This window comes from Hymenobacter elongatus (assembly GCF_004745955.1).
GTDB classification, from domain to species: Bacteria; Bacteroidota; Bacteroidia; order Cytophagales; family Hymenobacteraceae; genus Hymenobacter; species Hymenobacter elongatus.
The window spans coordinates 40287-58743 of sequence record NZ_SRLD01000033.1; the positions used below are offsets into that span (position 1 = coordinate 40287).

General features: G+C 57.7%; 14 protein-coding genes. 12 read left to right on the forward strand and 2 right to left on the reverse strand.

The window, feature by feature from the left end; genetic code table 11:
* The first annotated feature begins 192 nt into the window (after window positions 1-192).
* The 3 genes from E5J99_RS15575 to E5J99_RS15585 all read left to right on the forward strand — a co-directional run bounded on the left by E5J99_RS15575 (window position 193) and on the right by E5J99_RS15585 (window position 3177).
* Window positions 193-1536 (forward strand): PQQ-dependent sugar dehydrogenase, encoded by a 1344-nt coding sequence (locus tag E5J99_RS15575; RefSeq protein ID WP_135498739.1) that lies wholly within the window; start codon window positions 193-195, stop codon window positions 1534-1536.
* Between the two features lie 128 nt (window positions 1537-1664).
* Window positions 1665-2339 (forward strand): DedA family protein, encoded by a 675-nt coding sequence (locus tag E5J99_RS15580; protein ID WP_135498740.1) that lies wholly within the window; start codon window positions 1665-1667, stop codon window positions 2337-2339.
* A gap of 97 nt (window positions 2340-2436) precedes the next feature.
* Window positions 2437-3177, forward strand: coding sequence for a shikimate dehydrogenase family protein (locus E5J99_RS15585; RefSeq protein WP_135498741.1), 741 nt, complete (start codon window positions 2437-2439; stop codon window positions 3175-3177).
* Between the two features lie 361 nt (window positions 3178-3538).
* On the opposite strand, the gene E5J99_RS15590 is transcribed toward E5J99_RS15585, so the two are convergent.
* Both E5J99_RS15590 and wrbA read right to left on the reverse strand, forming a co-directional pair.
* A complete protein-coding gene (locus tag E5J99_RS15590; protein ID WP_167852168.1) occupies window positions 3539-6088 on the reverse strand; it encodes a TonB-dependent receptor domain-containing protein in 2550 nt (849 codons plus the stop codon).
* Between the two features lie 452 nt (window positions 6089-6540).
* Window positions 6541-7155, reverse strand: a complete 615-nt coding sequence (gene wrbA / locus E5J99_RS15595) for an NAD(P)H:quinone oxidoreductase (RefSeq protein WP_135498743.1) — start codon at window positions 7153-7155, stop codon at window positions 6541-6543.
* A gap of 743 nt (window positions 7156-7898) precedes the next feature.
* Here wrbA and E5J99_RS15600 point away from each other — a divergent pair.
* The 9 genes from E5J99_RS15600 to E5J99_RS15640 all read left to right on the forward strand — a co-directional run bounded on the left by E5J99_RS15600 (window position 7899) and on the right by E5J99_RS15640 (window position 17745).
* A complete protein-coding gene (locus E5J99_RS15600; protein ID WP_135498744.1) occupies window positions 7899-8579 on the forward strand; it encodes an RNA polymerase sigma factor in 681 nt (226 codons plus the stop codon).
* Window positions 8560-10266, forward strand: a complete 1707-nt coding sequence (locus E5J99_RS15605; RefSeq protein ID WP_135498745.1) for a hypothetical protein — start codon at window positions 8560-8562, stop codon at window positions 10264-10266. The genes E5J99_RS15600 and E5J99_RS15605 overlap by 20 nt, the downstream gene beginning before the upstream one ends.
* 863 nt (window positions 10267-11129) lie before the next feature.
* On the forward strand, window positions 11130-11708 hold the full coding sequence (locus tag E5J99_RS15610) for a hypothetical protein (RefSeq protein WP_135498746.1): 579 nt from the start codon (window positions 11130-11132) through the stop codon (window positions 11706-11708).
* Between the two features lie 42 nt (window positions 11709-11750).
* Window positions 11751-12326, forward strand: a complete 576-nt coding sequence (locus E5J99_RS15615) for a hypothetical protein (protein ID WP_135498747.1) — start codon at window positions 11751-11753, stop codon at window positions 12324-12326.
* Between the two features lie 46 nt (window positions 12327-12372).
* Window positions 12373-12855: a hypothetical protein gene (locus E5J99_RS15620; RefSeq protein ID WP_135498748.1), complete on the forward strand. Its 483-nt coding sequence runs from the start codon at window positions 12373-12375 to the stop codon at window positions 12853-12855.
* A 62-nt stretch (window positions 12856-12917) separates the two neighbouring features.
* Window positions 12918-13637: a lipase family protein gene (locus E5J99_RS15625; protein ID WP_135498749.1), complete on the forward strand. Its 720-nt coding sequence runs from the start codon at window positions 12918-12920 to the stop codon at window positions 13635-13637.
* 180 nt (window positions 13638-13817) lie between these two features.
* A complete protein-coding gene (uvrB, locus tag E5J99_RS15630; RefSeq protein ID WP_135498750.1) occupies window positions 13818-15851 on the forward strand; it encodes an excinuclease ABC subunit UvrB in 2034 nt (677 codons plus the stop codon).
* Between the two features lie 283 nt (window positions 15852-16134).
* On the forward strand, window positions 16135-16518 hold the full coding sequence (locus E5J99_RS15635) for a hypothetical protein (protein WP_135498751.1): 384 nt from the start codon (window positions 16135-16137) through the stop codon (window positions 16516-16518).
* A gap of 627 nt (window positions 16519-17145) precedes the next feature.
* The gene (locus E5J99_RS15640; RefSeq protein ID WP_135498752.1) at window positions 17146-17745 is read left to right on the forward strand and encodes a tetratricopeptide repeat protein; all 600 of its coding nucleotides are present in this window, start codon (window positions 17146-17148) and stop codon (window positions 17743-17745) included.
* Window positions 17746-18457: the final 712 nt, after the last annotated feature.

Consider the following 18457-nt stretch of genomic DNA (forward strand, 5'->3'; position numbering starts at 1 on the left):
TTTTGGATTCAATGTACACCATTCGCGCTACTAGCCATGGCCTCCGAAACCGCGCTGGTAGCAGTTTGGGCGCATTGGGCTGGTGCATTTGCCTGGAATGATGCTCTCCGAGCTGAACCGCAACCAAGGCAGTAAAATCGGCAACAATCCTGACGTAAGGCAGTAAAAAGCAGAAGCCATTCTTCCTGCTTCATGAAAAATTTATTTAGTTACGCCTCTCTGGTTGCGTTGCTGGCCGCCTGCAGCGGCCCCAGCCAACAGGAGAAGGCCCAAGCCGCCGCCGATACGCCGGCCGATACGGTGCCTACCGCCGCCACTGCCGTCGAGCTGCCTGTGCCCTACGCTACGGAGTCGGCTACCAAGCGCAGCAAGGTCATCGGCTGGCCGGCCGGCCGAACGCCCGTGGTGCCAGCGGGCTTCACCATCACCGAATTTGCCGGCGACTTCAACTCTCCGCGCTGGACCTACGTGACGCCCAATGGCGACGTGCTGGTAGCGGAGTCGAACACGGTGCCAACGGATACCAAGAAGAGAATAGCTGCGGCGCTAAAATTGGACACGTCGAAATCGTTGAAATCGACCAGCGCCAACCGCATCACGCTGCTGCGCGACACCAACAAGGATGGCAAGCCCGACGTGCGCGAAACTTTCCTGGCCGACCTCAACCAGCCGCTGGGAATGCTGGTGCTGGGCAACTACTTCTACGTGGCCAATACCGACGCCTTGCTGCGCTATGCCTACCAGCCGGGCCAAACGAAGATTACCGGGCCGGGCCAGAAGATTCTGGCGCTGCCGGCTGGCGGCTACAATAACCATTGGACGCGCAACCTGCTGGCCTCGGCCGACGGCTCCAAGATCTACATTTCGGTGGGCTCGGGCTCCAACGTGGGCGAAAATGGCATGGACAAGGAAGTGCGCCGGGCCAATATTCTTGAAATCAACCCCGATGGCTCGGGCGAGCGGGTGTACGCCGCCGGCCTGCGCAACCCCGTGGGCATGGACTGGGCACCCGGCACCACCACGCTCTGGACGGCCGTGAACGAGCGGGATGAGCTGGGTGACGAATTAGTGCCCGACTACCTGACCAGTGTGCAGCAAGGCGCGTTCTATGGCTGGCCCTACGCGTATTTTGGCGCCCACGAAGACCCGCGCCGCAAGGGCGAGCAGCCCGCGCTGGTGAAGAAATCGGTGGTGCCCGACGTGGCGCTGGGGCCGCATACGGCGTCGCTGGGGCTGGCTTTCTACGACCAGAAAACCTTCCCGGCCAAATACCAGAACGGGGCGTTTATTGGGCAGCACGGCTCCTGGAACCGCTCTAGCTTCTCGGGCTATAAAGTTGTTTTTGTGCCGTTCAGCAATGGCCGCCCGGCTGGCAAAACCGAGGATTTCGTTACGGGCTTCATTGCCAATGAGGACAGCAAGGAAGTGTATGGCCGGCCCGTGGGCGTTACGGTGCTGCCCGACGGAGCCATGCTCGTGGCCGACGATGCCGGCAACAAAGTGTGGCGGGTAAGCGCGGCCGTGGCGGGCGGGTAAGGCGGGAATAAATCGGGTCAAATTATCCGGACAGGCTGCCACTTTCCCGGCAGCCTGTTTTCTTTGTAGGATATTTGCCGGTCGCGCACCGTCTGTAGTTCAGTCATTTCCCTCTTATACTTCCCTCAATGGAGCTTCTCAAGCACTTTCTCGACATTGTTCTGCACCTCGACGTGCATCTAAAGCTGCTGGTGGGCGAGTATGGCAACCTGATTTATGTGATTCTGTTTCTCATCGTTTTCGTCGAAACCGGCGTGATTGTAATGCCTTTTCTGCCCGGCGACTCTTTGCTGTTCGTGGCGGGCACGCTGGCCGCGCAGCCAGTGGTGACGGGCTCCCCCGAAACGCTGCTGAATGTTTTTTACCTCATTCCGCTCCTCATTGCCGCTGCCTTCCTGGGCGACAACCTCAACTACTTTGTGGGCGACTACCTCGGGCCGCGCGTATTCCGGGAAGATTTCCGGTTTCTGAAGCGCAAATACCTGGAGCAGACGCAGGCGTTTTATGCCAAGCACGGCGGCAAGACCATTATCATGGCCCGCTTCATTCCTATCGTGCGCACATTCGCGCCCTTTGTGGCTGGTGTAGGCACCATGAAGTATAGCTTCTTTATCGGCTACAGTATCATGGGCGCGCTGCTGTGGGTTATTTCGCTCACCCTGGCCGGATTTTTTCTGGGCAATATTCCGTGGGTGCAGCACAATTTCACCTACGTGATTTACGGCATCATTCTGTTCTCGATTCTGCCGCCGGCTGTTCAATTTCTGAAAGAGAAGTTTAGCGGCAACTCGGTAGCGGCTTAAGCTCAGCAATTGGACTTATTTTTTCAAAACCGTCCCGAAACTCATGGTTGGGGACGGTTTTTTTTGCTTTTTCGGGACGCTATTCATTGTCAGCATTATGCGCCAGTTTGGACTTATCGGGCTGAAGCTCGAACACTCGTTTTCCCAGAACTACTTCACCCAAAAGTTCGATACGCTGGGGCTGGCCGACTGTAGCTACGCTCTCTACGAGCTGGGCGGTATCAAGGAGCTGCCGGCCCTCATGGCGCGCCATCCGCATCTGAAGGGGCTGAATATTACCATTCCCTATAAAGAGCAGGTGTGGCCTTACTTGGATGAAGTAGCGCCTTCGGCGGCCCGCATTGGGGCCGTCAACGTCGTGGAGTTTACGACCGATGGCCGGCGCGTGGGCCACAACACGGATTATATTGGTTTCCGGGACTCGCTGCGGCGGTTTTACCCGGTGCGGGGCGACGCGGCCGGGGCGCTGGTGCTGGGCACGGGCGGCTCGTCGAAGGCGGTGGAGGCGGCGTTGCGGGAGCTGGGAATTCGCTATTGGCTGGTGTCGCGCAATCCGCTCAGCCGAGGCCTCACCTACGACGACCTGACGCCGGCCATCGTGTCGGCTCACTCCCTGATTATCAATACGACGCCGCTGGGCACGTTTCCTGCCATGGACCAGTGCCCACCCATTCCTTACGCGGAGCTCACGGCCCGGCACTACCTCTACGACTTAATCTACAACCCCAGCGAAACCCTGTTTATGGCCAAAGGAGCCGCTCAGGGAGCCCACACGAAAAATGGTTTTGAAATGCTGTGCCTGCAAGCCGAGGAATCCTGGAATATCTGGAGTCGATAAGGTTGAGGAGTAGTGTAGCCGGCTGTTTCTTGCTTCGTTGTTATACGCGTCGCGAAGTGGCTTGCGAAAATCAGGCAGATGTAGAGACGCATACTTGCGTCTCGTCGTTGAACGAAACCGCTTGAATACTACCCCCGCAAGCCGTTCAACGACGAGACGCAAGTATGCGTCTCTACATCGGGCTCGCAAAGCACTTCGCGATAAGTATGTTATCGTGTTTGCGTTGACCCAGTCCAGAGAAAAGCTACATAAGCACAACGCCCTTTACCGACACATCGGTAAAGGGCGTTGTTGTAGTAACAGAGGGTATTAGGCAAGCGTCTTCGCCTGGTAGCAGCACGGCTGCTTGCCACCGGCTCGGCTACTGTTGTCCCTGGCCGCTTTCGCCCTGCTTGGCGTCGTCGTTCTGAATGCCTTTGCGGCGGCGCTGGGGCTGGGTGCTGACCTTGCCGAAGCGGTAGTTGAAGGCCAGGCGCACCCCGCGCAGGTAGATGTAGTTGTTGGCTTCCTGGCGGAACTGGTCGGTGTTTATCGTCGAGTTCAGGTTGCGGGTGGCGCTCAGGAAGTTGTCGGCGTTCAGGGTTAGGTCGGCTTTGTCCTTGAGCAGGTTTTTGCGCAGCCCCATGGAGTAGAACGTCCAGGCGGCCTGGTTGCCCTGCAGCTGCACCCGGCGCGAGTTCAGCCCACCCGAGAACTGCAGGCTCAGGCCTTTCTCAAACTTATAGCTCGAATTGGTATTCAGGCTGTACATCACGCCCGAGTTGCTGAGGCCCAACGAAGGGCTTTTCAGCGACACATAGTACACGTTCAGCGTGCCGCTCACGTCCCACTTCGGCAGGGGCTTCACCGAGCCAAACACGCTCATGCCGTAGGTGGCATTGCGGCCGATGTTGCGGAACGTCTGGTTTTGTACCAGGCGGGGCTCCCGGCCCGGCACCTTCACCTGCTCCACAAACCGGAAGGTTTCGATGGCGTTGCCGGTGCGGCGGGTGTAGGCCGAAATATTGAGTACTGACCCCTTGATGAAGGTGGTGTAGTTCAGCTCGTAGCTGTCCGTCAGCTCGGGCTGCAGCTGGGGGTTGCCGTAGCTGATGTTGAGCGAGTCAGTAGCGTTAATGAAGGGGTTGAGATAGAAAATCTGGGGGCGCTGGATGCGGCGCGAGTAGGCAGCGCGCAGGCTCTGGCCAGGCTTTTTGGGGTTGCCGGGCTGGAAGCTCAGGCTCACGTTGGGCAGCACGTTGGTGTATTCCTGCGTCACGCCCTTGTCGGTGCCCTGCTGGAAGCTGCCGTCGATGCGGGTTTGCTCCACGCGGGCCCCCACCTTGGACGTCAGCTTTTTGCTCAGGCTGAACCCGTACGAGCCGTAGGCCGACAGCACGTCCTGGTCATAGCGAAACTTATCGGACCGGGCCACATTGTAGGCTAGGCTGCTTTGGCCGGTAGGGTCGGTCTGCACCGTGTAGTCGCTGCTCACGCGGCGCATAATGGCTTTGGCGCCGGCTTCAAGCGTAGCGGTTTCCGACACTGGGTGCGTATAGTCGGTCTGCAGCGTCGTTTCCAGGTTGCGCGACAAGTTCAGGCTTTGCTCGCGGTAGTTGATGGCCTCCCGTGCGCCCGTGCCCTCGCCGGCGTACTGGTCGAGGCGGTAGTCCTGGTTGTTGCGGTTGCGGGTGTGCTGGGCCAGTACGCTCCACTCGCGGCGCTTCTGCTCGAAGGTGCGGGTGTAGCTGCCGCTCACATCATAGCTCTGGGTGCGGAATTTTCGCTCCGAGTCCCGGGTAAACTCCGTGGCGGAAATCAGCGTCGGCATGCTGCGGTTGAACAGCTCATTGTCGCCGCTGTTGCGGAACATGCTGCCCTGCACCCCCAGCGTGAGGCTGTGGTACTGCGCCGGGTCGTAGTCGAAGCCCAGCCGACCGAAGCCGCCGCCGCCGAGGCTATTGCCCTCGCCGCGCTGCTCCAGCACCAGGCGCTCGGTGCCGTCCCCGTTGTTCAGGTAGCGGTTCAGGTCGTTGCGGTTGGGGCTGTAGTAGGCAAAGCCGCTGGCCGAGCTGGTCAGCCCTATTTTGCCCTTGCGGTAGTTTAGCGAGGCGTTGCCGTTGGAGCTACGCGTGCCGGCGGCCGCCCCCACGCTGCCGTTGGTGCCCTGCAAGTTGTTTTTCTTCAGGATGATGTTGATAATGCCGCCGGTGCCTTCGGCGTCATATTTCGCCGAGGGCGAGGTAATTACCTCCACGCTTTTAATTTGGTCGGCCGGAATCTGCTTCATGGCATCGGCCACCGAGCTGGCCACGATGCCCGAGGGCTTGTTGTTGATGAGCACGCGCACGTTGCTGGTGCCGCGCAGCTCCACGTTGCCGTCGGGGTCCACGCTCACCAGGGGCACTTTGCGTAGCACGTCGGCCGCCGTACCACCGGCGTTGGTAATGTCCTTTTCGGCGTTGTAGACGATACGGTCGGGCTTGGTTTCGATAACGTCCCGCTCCCCGGTCACGGTCACTTCGCCCAGCTTCTGGGTGGCTCCGGTCAGCTGGAGCGTGCCCATATCGGTGGCGCCTTCCGTGATGGTGGCGGTTTCGGTGCGGGTCACGTACCCCACAAAGCTGATCTGGACCCGGTAAGTGCCTGCGGCCCGGCCCTTGAGCACGAAGCGGCCTTTGTCATCACACACGGTTCCGTCGATGGGCGTGGTACCGATGGCAGGCAGCAGGGCTACCGTGGCAAACTCCACCGGCTTCTTGGTGGTGGCATCCAGTATGGTTCCCGCGAGGCGGCCGGTGCCCTTAGGGGCAGCGGGAACGGCGAGCGGCTTGGGCGCGGCCGAAGGCGCACCGGCTGGGGGCGTGGATTGCGCCCAAACCGGCGAAACCAACAAACTGCCTACTACAGCAAAGGGTAAATAACGTTTCATACGAAGGAGGGAAGAAAAGCACATTGGGCCAGAAACCCATTCTGCCATGCACCGGGCCGTTGAGTGCCGGAGCAGCCGCTTTCCAGGGTCGGCTAATACAGCAGGGAGGTTGCACAGCGAAAAGGATCAGCAAAGAATTTTGCTAGCTCCTGTATCGCCGAACCGGGCCGGGAATTACAGAAGGCGCCCCAATACTATAGGCCCAGACAAATTTACGGAGCCGCCCGTGCCTGCTCTAACTTATTCTGCCAACCCGTGTAAAGCACCGGATGACCTGTCGGATTTGCTGTATGAATAGGTGTTGAGCGGCCCCGCGCCCGGCCCCGCGCTACGCCTGCACAGCGGCCAGCACACGCATGCCGCGCAAAAAAAAGCAGTCACTTCCAAAGAAGTGACTGCCTGGGGTTGCAGGTCGGTGTGTCAGGGAAATATTTGGCTAATATAACATTACGTTAGTAAGCCGCTAGCTTTTTAGCAATTTCCGAGGTGTGCTTCCCCTGGAAGCGGGCTCCTTCCAGCTCGTTGGCGCTGGGCTGCCGCTCGCCTTTGGCCCCGGCTATGGTACTGGCTCCGTAGGGAGTGCCGCCGGTTATTTCTTCGAGCCCCATTTGGCCTTGCCAGGCATATGGCAAGCCCACTACCACGAGGCCCAAGTGCAGCAGCGCGGTGTGGAACGCCCGAAGCGTGGTTTCCTGCCCCCCGTGCTGGGCAGCCGTGCTCACAAATGCCGACCCCACTTTGCCCACCAGCGCGCCACTGGCCCACAACGACCCCGTGCCGTCCAGATAGGCCTGCATCTGGCCACACAGATTCCCGTAGCGCGTCGGCGTCCCGAAGATGAGGTTGTCGTAGTCGCTCAGCTCGGTGGGCGTGGCCACCGGAATGTGCTCGAAGGCCTTTTGCGCCTGCGTGGCCCCAATCTGGTCGAGTAGCGCCGGGGGCAGGGTTTCGGGCACCCGCTTAATCACTACCTCGTTGCCGGCTACCTGCCGCGCGCCTTCCGCTATGGCTTCCGCCATTTTGTAGATGTGACCATACGTGGAGTAAAACAGAACAAGCGTTTTCATGGGCCGTGGTGTAAGGTGAATGTTGAAAAGACTACGGACGTGCTTCCGGTTGGTTGGCCGGGTCATGGCTGTGGCTCCTCGGGCAGTTGCCGGGTCAGTGTACCGGCTCTGGCTAACGTGCAGTTTCTCTTCGCGCGTCGTTGTGGCCGGCCGTAGCCGACTTGTGGCGGGCGTCGCGCAGGAAGAGCGGGTTTGGGCAGTGGTAAAAGCCCCGTTTGCGTCCTGCTTCGACTCCGCTGCACTTAGCATAATAACGCCCAAACACGCTCTGCCATTTCGCGGTGCGGCAGCCACGGACTGCGAAACCGCGCTAGGGCGTGAAGACAAGTAGCCGGCAGAGGCATCACAAGACTGCAACGCGAAGCTTTGCCTCGCGACCGTTCGCGCTACTTGCCCGGCAAGTGGTGTTACGCGACGTCCTGACGGTCGCGAAGCAGAGCTGCCCGTTGCAAGTCATTGATTGTCCTCACGCGCTGGTTTCGCCTCGGGAGGAAAAGGTATGGGGTTACAGTAAAATAGTTGGTTTATTTTCAGACGGTTAACGCCCAGCCCGGTATTTTTATAGCTGGGGTGCAACCACTCGGCAATGTGCTGCCTCTTGCTACTATACCACACCTTCCAGGTAGGCTCCCTTCCAGATTCTATCCGCACCCTATGCTAGTATCGGTTACGTACATTTCCCGGCCGCACTTCTCACCCCCAAAGCTGGGGCTTAACGTGGGCCAGGTGGGCCACCTGCGCTAATGGGTGCTCTTTCTGCTGCGCTGGGAAATAGGGGAGGACTGCGCAGCCTGCTCCCCGACGGGCTTTCTGCTACCAAGCCCGCCACCGCGCCGGCTCCCGTGCGCCACCTCACCCCGCCTTCTTCCATGACCGAGGCCGAGATAATCGACGGCTGCCTGGCGGGCAGCCGGGCCATGCAAAAACAGCTCTACGACCGATTCGCCGGCAAAATGATGGCCGTGTGCATCCGCTACGCCCAAACGACTTTCGAGGCGGAGGACGTGTTGCAGGAGGGGTTCATCACGGTGTTCAACAACCTGCGCAACTTCCGGCGCGAGTGCCCGCTGGAGTTCTGGATTCGCCGCATTATGGTGAATGCCGCCCTGCGCCAGCACCGCCGCAACGCGCCGCTGGTAGCCGTAAGTGAGGGCGAGTACCCGGAGGCGCTGGCCGGTGAGGAGTTTACGCTCTCCAACTACGCCTTTGAGGAAATGCTGGCCATGGTGCAGGAGCTGGCTCCCCGCTACCGGATGGTGTTCAACCTGTTTGCCATCGAAGGCTACGGCCACAAGGAAATCGGAGAGCTCATGGGCATCTCCGAAGGCACCAGCAAATCACAGTATGCCCGCGCCCGGGCAATTTTGAAGACTAAATTAGAGCGTCTCGAAGCTCGTCATGCCCATGGTACCTTCCGCCAATAACCACACACCGACCCCGGAACCTACCGGCGACCTGGAGCAGCTGTTTCGGCAGAAGCTGGGCGAAGCTGAGGTGGCTCCCCGCCTGCAGCTGTGGGAGCAGATAGACCATGAGCTGCTGATTCAGCAAAACGAGACTTACCGCCGCCGCCTGGTCTGGCACCGGTGGGCGGCCGCGGCCTGCATTCTGCTGTTTCTGGGCGCGGGTAGCTGGTTCACGCTGCGGCAAGCGGCGCTCCCCGGTACTACAGCGGAAGTGGCTGTTGTCACTTCCCCAGCAGAGGCGCTTCGCCAACGTACGTCGGCCGCCGGTACTTCCCTGGCATCAGCCCGCAGCAGCCACACGGCTACGCCCGAGGCCGATGAGCGGCCAGTAGCTGCCGGTAGCGCTGGCGCTGCGAATAGTGGCGTTGGTAGCACCAGTCAGAACACCCGGGCGGAGCTGGCGAGTATGCAGGCTGTAGCTGGCACGGTGACGCTCGGCCGCCAGGACCCAAGTGCGGGGCTGGCGGCCTCAGCTGGCTATACTCAGGAGCTGGATGCCGCAACGCGTAGTCAGAGCCTTGCTAGTGGAAATAGTGCCGGCGCTGGCCGCCGCTACACGCTGCCGGTAGCTTTCAGCCCGGCTGCTTCCACGGGCTCGTTCTTTGATCGGGTGGCGGCGGCGGCTTCGCACTCGTATGCCGAGACGATTGCGCGGGCCTCATCCTTTGCCGGGCTCATGGCAAGAAACGGGGTTTTGGCTACCGGTTCAGGCAGTGCCCTGCCGGGGCATCATCCCGATACGCTCAAGCTGGCCCTGCCAGGTGCCCCGGTCATTGCTCAGTCGCAGGCGCTGGCTGCAACAGCAACGGCTCCCACACAAAAAGAGCAGCCTGAAACGCTGCCCGCGCGCCCCAAACGGTGGCGGCTGCTGGGTTCCTATGGAGCTTCGGCCTACAATCCGAACATGAGCTTCGCGTCGGCCTCGGGGGCCGGCGCACCTTCTATGCCGCAGCCTACCGGAGTGGGCCCGAGCACCGATTGGCGCAGTGCGAATACCTACGATAAGGCCGCGCAGGAGTACCGGCAGAATCTGCGGCCCGGCTTTGCGCAGCGCGTGGCGCTGACGGTTAGCTACGCCGCCACCATGCGCTGGACCATGAGCGCCGGGCTGGCTGCCGCCGAGCAGCGGGCAACTTCCCAAACCTCCTATTATTTTCTGGACGGCAGAATAGCCAGCACCCCCGAAGCAGTGACCAGCAATAAATACGTGAATCTGGCTCCCCCGCGCACTCCCCAGCTGCGCACGGCGCAGTACCGGTACCGCACGGCCGGTATTCCGGTGAGCCTGCGCTACGGCTCGGCCAAGAATGGCGTGTCGCTGTACGCGAAAGTGGGAGCGGCCGTGCATGTGCTGCTACAGGCGCACTCTGAGCTGGAAGGGGCCCCGGAAGCTACTACGACTTACTCGCTCACTTCCGCTGGCTCGCCCTACCGCAAGGTGCAAAGCTCGCTCAATGGCGGGGCTGGCGTGCGCTACAAGCCCGCCACGGCCCAGTGGAGTCTGGCGGTGGGGCCCACGGCCGAAGCAGGTCTGTCGACGCTTAATGTCGATGCGGCCCAGTCGTCCTCCCAGGCCCGGCCCTATGCGTTTGGCCTGGAGGCCAGCATGGAGTTTGGCGGCAAAGCGGCGGCTGTTGCTCACTAAGCTGTGTGGACGGCAGCCCTTTCGAAGTGTGTTGCCTTCTCCAGTGGTCATGTCTTATACAGCGGCCGCAAAGTCGAAGCATCTCGCGTGCAACAGTCGTCAGGTACGATGGCAACAGTAGCACGCGAGATACTCCGACAACCGGACGCCAGATCAAGTATGACGTTCTCTTTGTTTACTGTCCACACTGCCTGGAGCAGTTACCACGTTCGTATCCCCTTTTTAGCGTCGAGCAGAAGTAGCGCGAACTTTGTAGTTCGCGTCTCCACGCCGTTCGGCCGGCTTTGATGCTGTGAGGACGCGCGCTACAAAGTTTGCGCTACAGGTACACGGGCATGAAATCCGCTTCAGATTGGCCGGCAGCGTACGGCGGTAGGCCTGAAAAGGCCACCGTTGGATCGGCTCTCCCGTCAGTACACGCGCATGGGCTGTAGCGCGAACGGTGTAGCGCGCGTCCCCGCGCCAAAGGGGCGTTCTGTGGCACGAACCACACCGTTGACGCTACAGTATCCTGACCTGAGAGAAGCTCCAGGTTTTTCTTGTTCCTGATTTCCAGAACCGATAGGTTTGGCAACCTGTCCCTCTCTATTCTCTCTCTCTACTCAGCGACGCTCTAAGCGCTGATACCTATTGCTCATTTCCTGACATATTTCGTCTCCGCGTTTCGGTGGATGGCGAAGCTGTAGGAAATGGGCTTTTTGTTTTTACGGTATTCACTTTCCTCTGGCCCGCACCGAACTGGTTTTACGACCCTGAAGTCTGGTGCTGCCAGCAATGGGGCGGAGAGTGGCCCGCCGACCATCCGGGTTTGCAAACAACTATTTCCTCTTGGTTCTACCCCTTTTTCCTTACCCACCAGCTGTATGACTACTCGTTTTTCCTGCCTGCTGTGTGCCGCGCTGCTGGGCCTGAGCCACTGCAAAAAGAAAGAGGTTACGCCCGACGACCAGCTGCCGCCGGCCACGCAAACGGGCCAGAACACGGCCGGCTGCTGCGTGGATGGCATTCCCTGGGCCGCCCGTGTTGAAGGCTTGTTCGGTCCCACGCCCATTTCCGCGCAGTGGCTCAAATCGCTCACTACGGGCAAAAAACAGTTGAGCCTCCTATTCAACAAAGCGATTTACGACAAATCGCACGTGCACGCGGGAACCAGCCTTTATTTTTTCGTGCCCGACCTGCGCAGTGCCGGCACCTTTGTGCTCGACCAGCCCGCCAACCCCCAGCTCGCTAGCTCTAACCCCGCCTACGGAAAATTCACCTTCGGAAAGCCCGCGCCCGACCAGGTACTGCTGACTGGCCCCCAGGCCACGGGCCGCCTGGTCATTACGCGGTTCGACTCCGCCAGGCGGGTCGTGGCCGGCACCTTCGAGTTCACGGCCCGCGAGGCCGCGGGCACGGCCACCGTGCAGGTAAGCGAGGGGCGCTTCGACTGCCAGTTTTAATGATTTATCCTTTTCATCCCCCATCCCTTACCCACTGCCTGTATGCCCATCCGCTTTTCCTGCCTGCTGTGTGCTGCGCTGCTGGGCCTGAGCCACTGCAAAAAGAAAGAGGTTACGCCCGACGACCAGCTGCCGTCGGCCACGCAAACGGGCCAGAACACGGCCGGCTGCCGCGTAGATGGCATTCCCTGGGCCGCCCGTGTTGAAGGCCTGTTCGGTCCCAAGCCCATTTCCGCGCAATGGCTCAAATCGTTTACTACGGGTAAAAAACAGTTGAGCCTCCTGTTCGCTAAGGAAACTGATGACTCCCACGTGCATGCGCAGACCCGCCTTTATTTTTTCGTGCCTGATCTGCGCAGTGCCGGCACCTTTGTGCTCGACCAGCCCGCCAACCCCCAGCTCGCTAGCTCTAACCCCGCCTACGGAAAATTCACCTTCGGAAAGCCCGCGCCCGACCAGGTACTGCTGACTGGCCCCCAGGCCACGGGCCGCCTGGTCATTACGCGGTTCGACTCCGCCAGGCGGGTCGTGGCCGGCACCTTCGAGTTCACGGCCCGCGAGGCCGCGGGCACGGCCACCGTGCAGGTAAGCGAGGGGCGCTTCGACTGCCAGTTTTAATGATTTATCCTTTTCATCCCCCATCCCTTATTCCCCAGCATAGCATATGAAGCATTTTTCCTTTCTGTTTTTTCTGCTCTTCCTACTGGCCCGCACCACCGCCTACTCGCAGCAGGCCGGGGCCGTTGTAGAATCTGTCGGTCCCTACACGTCGCTGGTAGACAGCCTGATCAGCAACCTGGACAAAACCCGGGTTCCGACGGGTATTCTCTACGACCGGGTGGCCGGGTTGTCCAGCCTGGACGACTTCACGGCCAGCTCGTCCAGCTCGGCCGGCCACTTCTTCCAGCGCTACTACGACCTCTCCACGGCTGCCTACAGTAAGCCCACCGCTATGTTTCCGTATACCCAGACGGAAATACATGCCACGGCGGAGCAACAGATCCGGGGCGGGCAGTTGCCCCTGGGCGTGCTGGACGTTCGTTTTGCGGTCCTCGATACGTTGGCCGAAGACCGCGGCACCATCGTCGAGTCAGGTGGGCTCTCGACGGTGCTGGCTCCCCGTACCAGATACGCGAGCTGTGCCTGATTGCCCCGTTGGCGGATACCGTTGGCAGCAGTGTTCAGTTTACACTGCCCCAGGCGCTGTTCTTGCAAAACACCGGTCGCTCACTGTCCTATCTGGAAGTAACGGTCGATAACAAATCGTTTACGCTCCGTCCCGGTGGCGCCTACCGAGTCTATTTTAGCAGTGGCGGAATCAAAAACCTGCGGTTCAGGGCCGTTTTTTCCAACGGCGCTGCCTCCCAGGCGCAAGCGCAGCTATACGTCAGGCAGGATGTGTACTACCGCCCTACCGATGCGGTAGTCCAACCCATCAGCCCCAACATCATCGGCCGTAGCTGGAAAGACTACTTTGATTATAACACGTACGGCGAAGGAGAAGCCGCAAGCTATCTGCAACACCCCCAAAGCAAAGCCGATGGCAAGCTCCGCAACGTAGTCGTTTTGCTGGATGGGTATGACCCGATAGACGAAAGAAAAATAGATAGAATCGCTGATGAAGTAGGTCCCCTGCTGGAGGTGCTGGAAACTACTACCGGTAAGGAACGGGACGTCGTCATTCTTAACTTTATAACCAGCCGCCGTACCGTTTCGCGCTACGGCTCGGCTTACGCGCAGGAAGTGGAAGGCGGCGCGGATTTTATAGAGCGAAACGCCCTCGTACTGGTGGAGCTGCTGAACCGGCTTAAGCCGATGCTGGCCGACCCCACCCAAAAGATTACCGTGCTGGGCCCGTCGATGGGCGGCCTTATTTCGCGCTACGCCCTGGCAGGCACCCTGCTTTCCCTTGGTTCGCCTGCGTCCTAATTCCCGGGCGGGGCTGCCAAATGGTTTTGTCAGACCCGTCCGAAGCGCTAGTGACCACACCGCCCAGACAAACGAAAAACCTGTTCGATTCGCTCGAACAGGTTTTTTCGTTTCGGAAGAAACCTACCTTGCGGCAATGGAGTTATCCTAGGCTGTCTTAGCTGCCACTTTTTTGCCTGAATGGACTATCAACTAACCTCCGAATTCAAACCCACCGGCGACCAGCCCAAAGCCATTGCCCAGCTCGTATCGGGGGTGGAAAGCGGGGAGCCGGCCCAGGTGCTGCTCGGTGCCACGGGCACCGGCAAAACCTTCACGGTAGCCAACGTAGTGGCCCAGACCGGGAAACCTGCGCTGGTGCTGTGCCACAACAAAACCCTGGCCGCGCAGCTCTACAGCGAGTTCAAGTCGTTCTTCCCCAACAACGCCGTCGAGTACTACATCAGCTACTACGACTACTACCAGCCCGAGGCCTACATTGCCAGCACCGACGTCTTTATCGAAAAGGACCTTGCCATCAATGAGGAAATCGAGAAGCTGCGGCTGCACTGCACCGCCACGCTGCTCAGCGGCCGGCGCGACATTATCGTGGTGGCCTCCGTGTCGTGCATCTATGGCATCGGCAACCCCGAGGAGTTCAGCAAAAACGTGATTTACCTGGCCCCCGGCCTGAAATACTCGCGCAATAACCTGCTCTACCAGTTCGTGCAGATTCTGTACTCGCGCACCGAGGTCGAGTTTACCCGGGGCACGTTTCGGGTGAAGGGCGACACGGTGGACCTGTTTCCGGCCTACGCCGATTTTGCCTACCGCATCTATTTCTTCGGCGACGAAATCGAAGCCATTCAGCGCATCGACCCGGTGAGCGGCAAGAAGCTGGCCGATGAGGACAGCGTGACCCTCTACCCGGCCAACCTGTTCGTGACCGGCAAGGACACGCTCAATCAGGGTATCAAGGAAATCCAGTTCGACATGGTGCAGCAGCACGCCTATTTCGAGAAGGAAGGGCGCGACTCGGAAGCCAAGCGTATCATGGAGCGCACGGAGTTCGACCTGGAAATGATCCGGGAGCTGGGCTACTGCTCGGGCATCGAAAACTACTCGCGCTACTTCGACGGCCGCCAGCCCGGTGGCCGGCCGTTCTGCCTGCTCGACTACTTCCCCGACGACTACCTGATGGTGATTGACGAGAGCCACGCCACCATTCCGCAGGTGCGCGCCATGTGGGGCGGCGACCGCAGCCGCAAAACGGCCCTCGTGGAATATGGCTTCCGCCTGCCGTCGGCGATGGACAACCGCCCGCTCACCTTCAACGAGTTTGAGAGCATGTACCGGCAGGCCATCTACGTGTCGGCCACGCCGTCCGACTACGAGCTGACGCAGGCCAACGGCGTTATCATCGAGCAGATTATTCGTCCTACCGGCCTGCTCGACCCCGAAATCGACGTGCGCCCCAGCGTCAACCAGATCGACGACTTGCTGGATGAGGTGGACAACCGCGTGAAAATGGGTGACCGGGTGCTGGTCACCACGCTCACCAAGCGCATGGCCGAGGAGCTGCAGAAATACATGGAGCGCCTGGGTATCAAGTCGCAATACGTGCACTCCGACGTGAAATCACTGGACCGGGTGGAGATTCTGCGGCAGCTGCGGCTGGGTGTCATCGACGTGCTCATCGGCGTAAACCTACTGCGCGAGGGTCTCGACTTACCGGAAGTAAGCCTGGTCTGTATTCTGGATGCGGACAAGGAAGGCTTCCTGCGCGACCAGCGCAGCCTGATTCAGACCATGGGCCGCGCCGCCCGGAACGACAAAGGCAAGGTCATCATGTACGCTGACCGGATGACGGGCTCCATGCAGCGGGCCATTGATGAAACCAACCGCCGCCGCGCCGTGCAGCAGGCCTACAACGAGGAGCACGGCATCACGCCGCGCACCGTCAAGAAGTCGCACGACGAGATTATGGGGCAAACTTCCCTGTCGGATAAGCGCCGGATGGAGCCCGCCGCCTACGCCGGCCCCGACACCGATACCCTGATGCTGGCCGCCGAACCCGTCATTGCCCTCATGACGCGCACCGACCTGGAAAAGCTGATCAAGCAGACCGAAAAGCACATGGAAGCCGCTGCCAAAGACCTCGACTTCCTGCAAGCCGCCAAATTTCGCGACGAGCTGGCCCAGCTCCGGCAGCTGGTGAAAACCAAGCGTGACTAAGAGCGGGTTTGGGAATTTTCTTTTCCTGTCATGCTGAGCTTGCCGAAGCATCTCGCGTGCTGACGTTGGAATACCAGTCCAGTGTCAGCACGCGAGATGCTTCGACAAGCTCAGCATGACGTTCTAAGTCATATTTTTTACTTCATGAACAAGTCTACAGAGTAAGGTTGGGGATTAGCAGAGAGATGAATCGTTGGGCACGAGCCTGAAAATAGGCCGGATGAAAAGGAACTGGTACTTTGCCTCTTCATTTTACTGTTTTCACTTCTTACCCTTTCTCTCTATGCAGGCATCTATTACCCGTTTCGCGCTTTTCTTCGCCTTGGTGGTAGTATCATTGGTACCACGGCAGGCCGCCGCCCAGGCCGGCAAATACTCATTTATGCAGATGACGACCATCGAGTCGGTCATTGCCGGCGGTATGGGCCGGTCCAAGGTTTCCTTTACCCCCGAATTCAAAGGCGCCAAGGAAGGAGTGCTCGAAAACCTGTTCAGCCTCACGGGCCTGAATCTGGGAAACTTGCGCAAAAACGAGGAGTCTATCAACACCTACATGCAGCAGATTTCGGATGACGGGTGGGAGCTGGTTTCCACCGTGCCCCTAACCTACTCCTTGCCCGGCAGCGGCTTGTTCATGACGCGCTACGTCTTCCGCAAAGCCAAATAAATAATCAGCCCATCTGAAATGCAAAAAGCCCCCGAAAGCAATTTCAGGGGCTTTTTTTAGTGAGAAATGTGCTGTTTGATGCTGTTTCCGGGTCGGGGTATTGCCTCTGAGCAACGCAAAGCATCACCGCAGTTCTGTTCCGTTACCATTGCGGGAGAGATGCTTCGGCTTCGCTCAGCATGACCCGAAAAGTGAAATTTCAGACACCCTCTCAGATGGAGTAGCTCAGCGTAGTAGATATGGCGGTTCCGTGAACGGTATGCCCACCGGTCGGACGGCGAAAAAAGCCGTCCGACCGCCGCCCCTGGCTCCGGGTACACCGTTTGCGAAACCGCTATAAGATGGGCATTAGAATGAATGGTGAGCTTAAGAGCGGTTACCATAGTGTGGAGGTCAACATATAGCGGTTTCGTGAACGGTGCAACCCGGCTGATGTAGAGACGCGTATTCGCGTCTTGTCGGCCGCGCCGCCTGCACGGTTTCGTTCAACGATGAGACGCGACTACGCGTCTCTACATCGGGTGTCTACGGTTCGCGAAACCGCTATAGGTGTAAGAGCTGACTTTGATCCAATAAAATGGTATATTCTTATTGGACCTGGACTGCTTTTGCCAAGAAACTAGCTTTATGAAAAATAAACCCAAATTCCTTTCCTTTCTTTTGCTTTTGCTGGGGTGTTCTAACGACGATTGCTTACAGCAAGCCCAGAGTAATTTTATCAAAGGCAACTATCAGTCTGCTCTTGTAGCCTACGAATGCGTTGTAAGGAACAACCCTGAAGATTATATAGCATATAATATGATCGGTATGATTTACGGCCAGATGGGGAATAGTGAAAAAGTAGGCAAGTATATTGATACAGCATTGTATATAAACTCTGATTATGCTTACGCTAATCTTAACAAAGGAGCATTGGCTGCAGTTGATGGAGATACTGTTACTGCATTAAAGCTATTAAGCAAAGCAATAAGTATAGATGTAAATTATCAAGATGCGTATTTTAACAGAGGTATATTATACGAAAATTTAGGAAATTACAGAGAGGCGATACAAGACCTTAGATTCTCTCTGATGCTTAATAAAGAGGATCATGCTGCTTACTATCACTTAGGATTATGCCTTATTAAACTAAATAACAGAGATGAGGCATGTGCGAATTTCACTAAATCTCTCAGTATTTTTTATACAGATGAGGTTAAAAAGAAAAAAGAATTATTATGCATGTAAAGCATTGGCAAAATGGCAAATCAATATTTTAAATAAAATTATTCAATAAGAAACAAATTGCAATGATAAGAAATATTATTGATGCAGTAAGTATGAATATAGTATTTGAGAACATTGCCTCAGTTGAATTAATTTCGGCTAAATATAAGTTGTTCTTGTCGTAAATAACAGAATAGATTGTTTTTTCATTTTTTTTGCTTCGCAACATTAAATTTGACTTGAAGTTCACTTTTATATCTTCATGAATGAATGCTATTACAGGATGATAAAAAGCATGGCCATCACTATCATGATCTTCAACTAGTCCTATAAGCGTTCCTGTTGTTAGTGTGCCAATAGTTCGAAGCCTCAACATTATTCTAAATTGTATTAGTTGATTCCGCAACAGTAGAATGAAAATAAGTGCAGGAAACAACAGGCAACTCAATATTTCAAAGTAACTAGTATTCATCTCTTTTGTCTCTCAAAACCTAATTTCTGTTGAATGGTAAAAATAGCAATATTAACTTGCAATACAATTTTGAGGTGGTCTAGCTAAACCGCACAGTTTTGGAACGTTGTTTGACGGTTGTTTTCTAAATGCCTGGGTGTAATTCAAAACTACGCGTTGGGTTGGTAACTTAGGGTCTGGTCTAATCTACTTGCCCCATGACGAAAGAAGCCTACCTGGCGCTAGCCGCCGCCCAGTATGAGGAGTTGCGTGCCTTGGGCC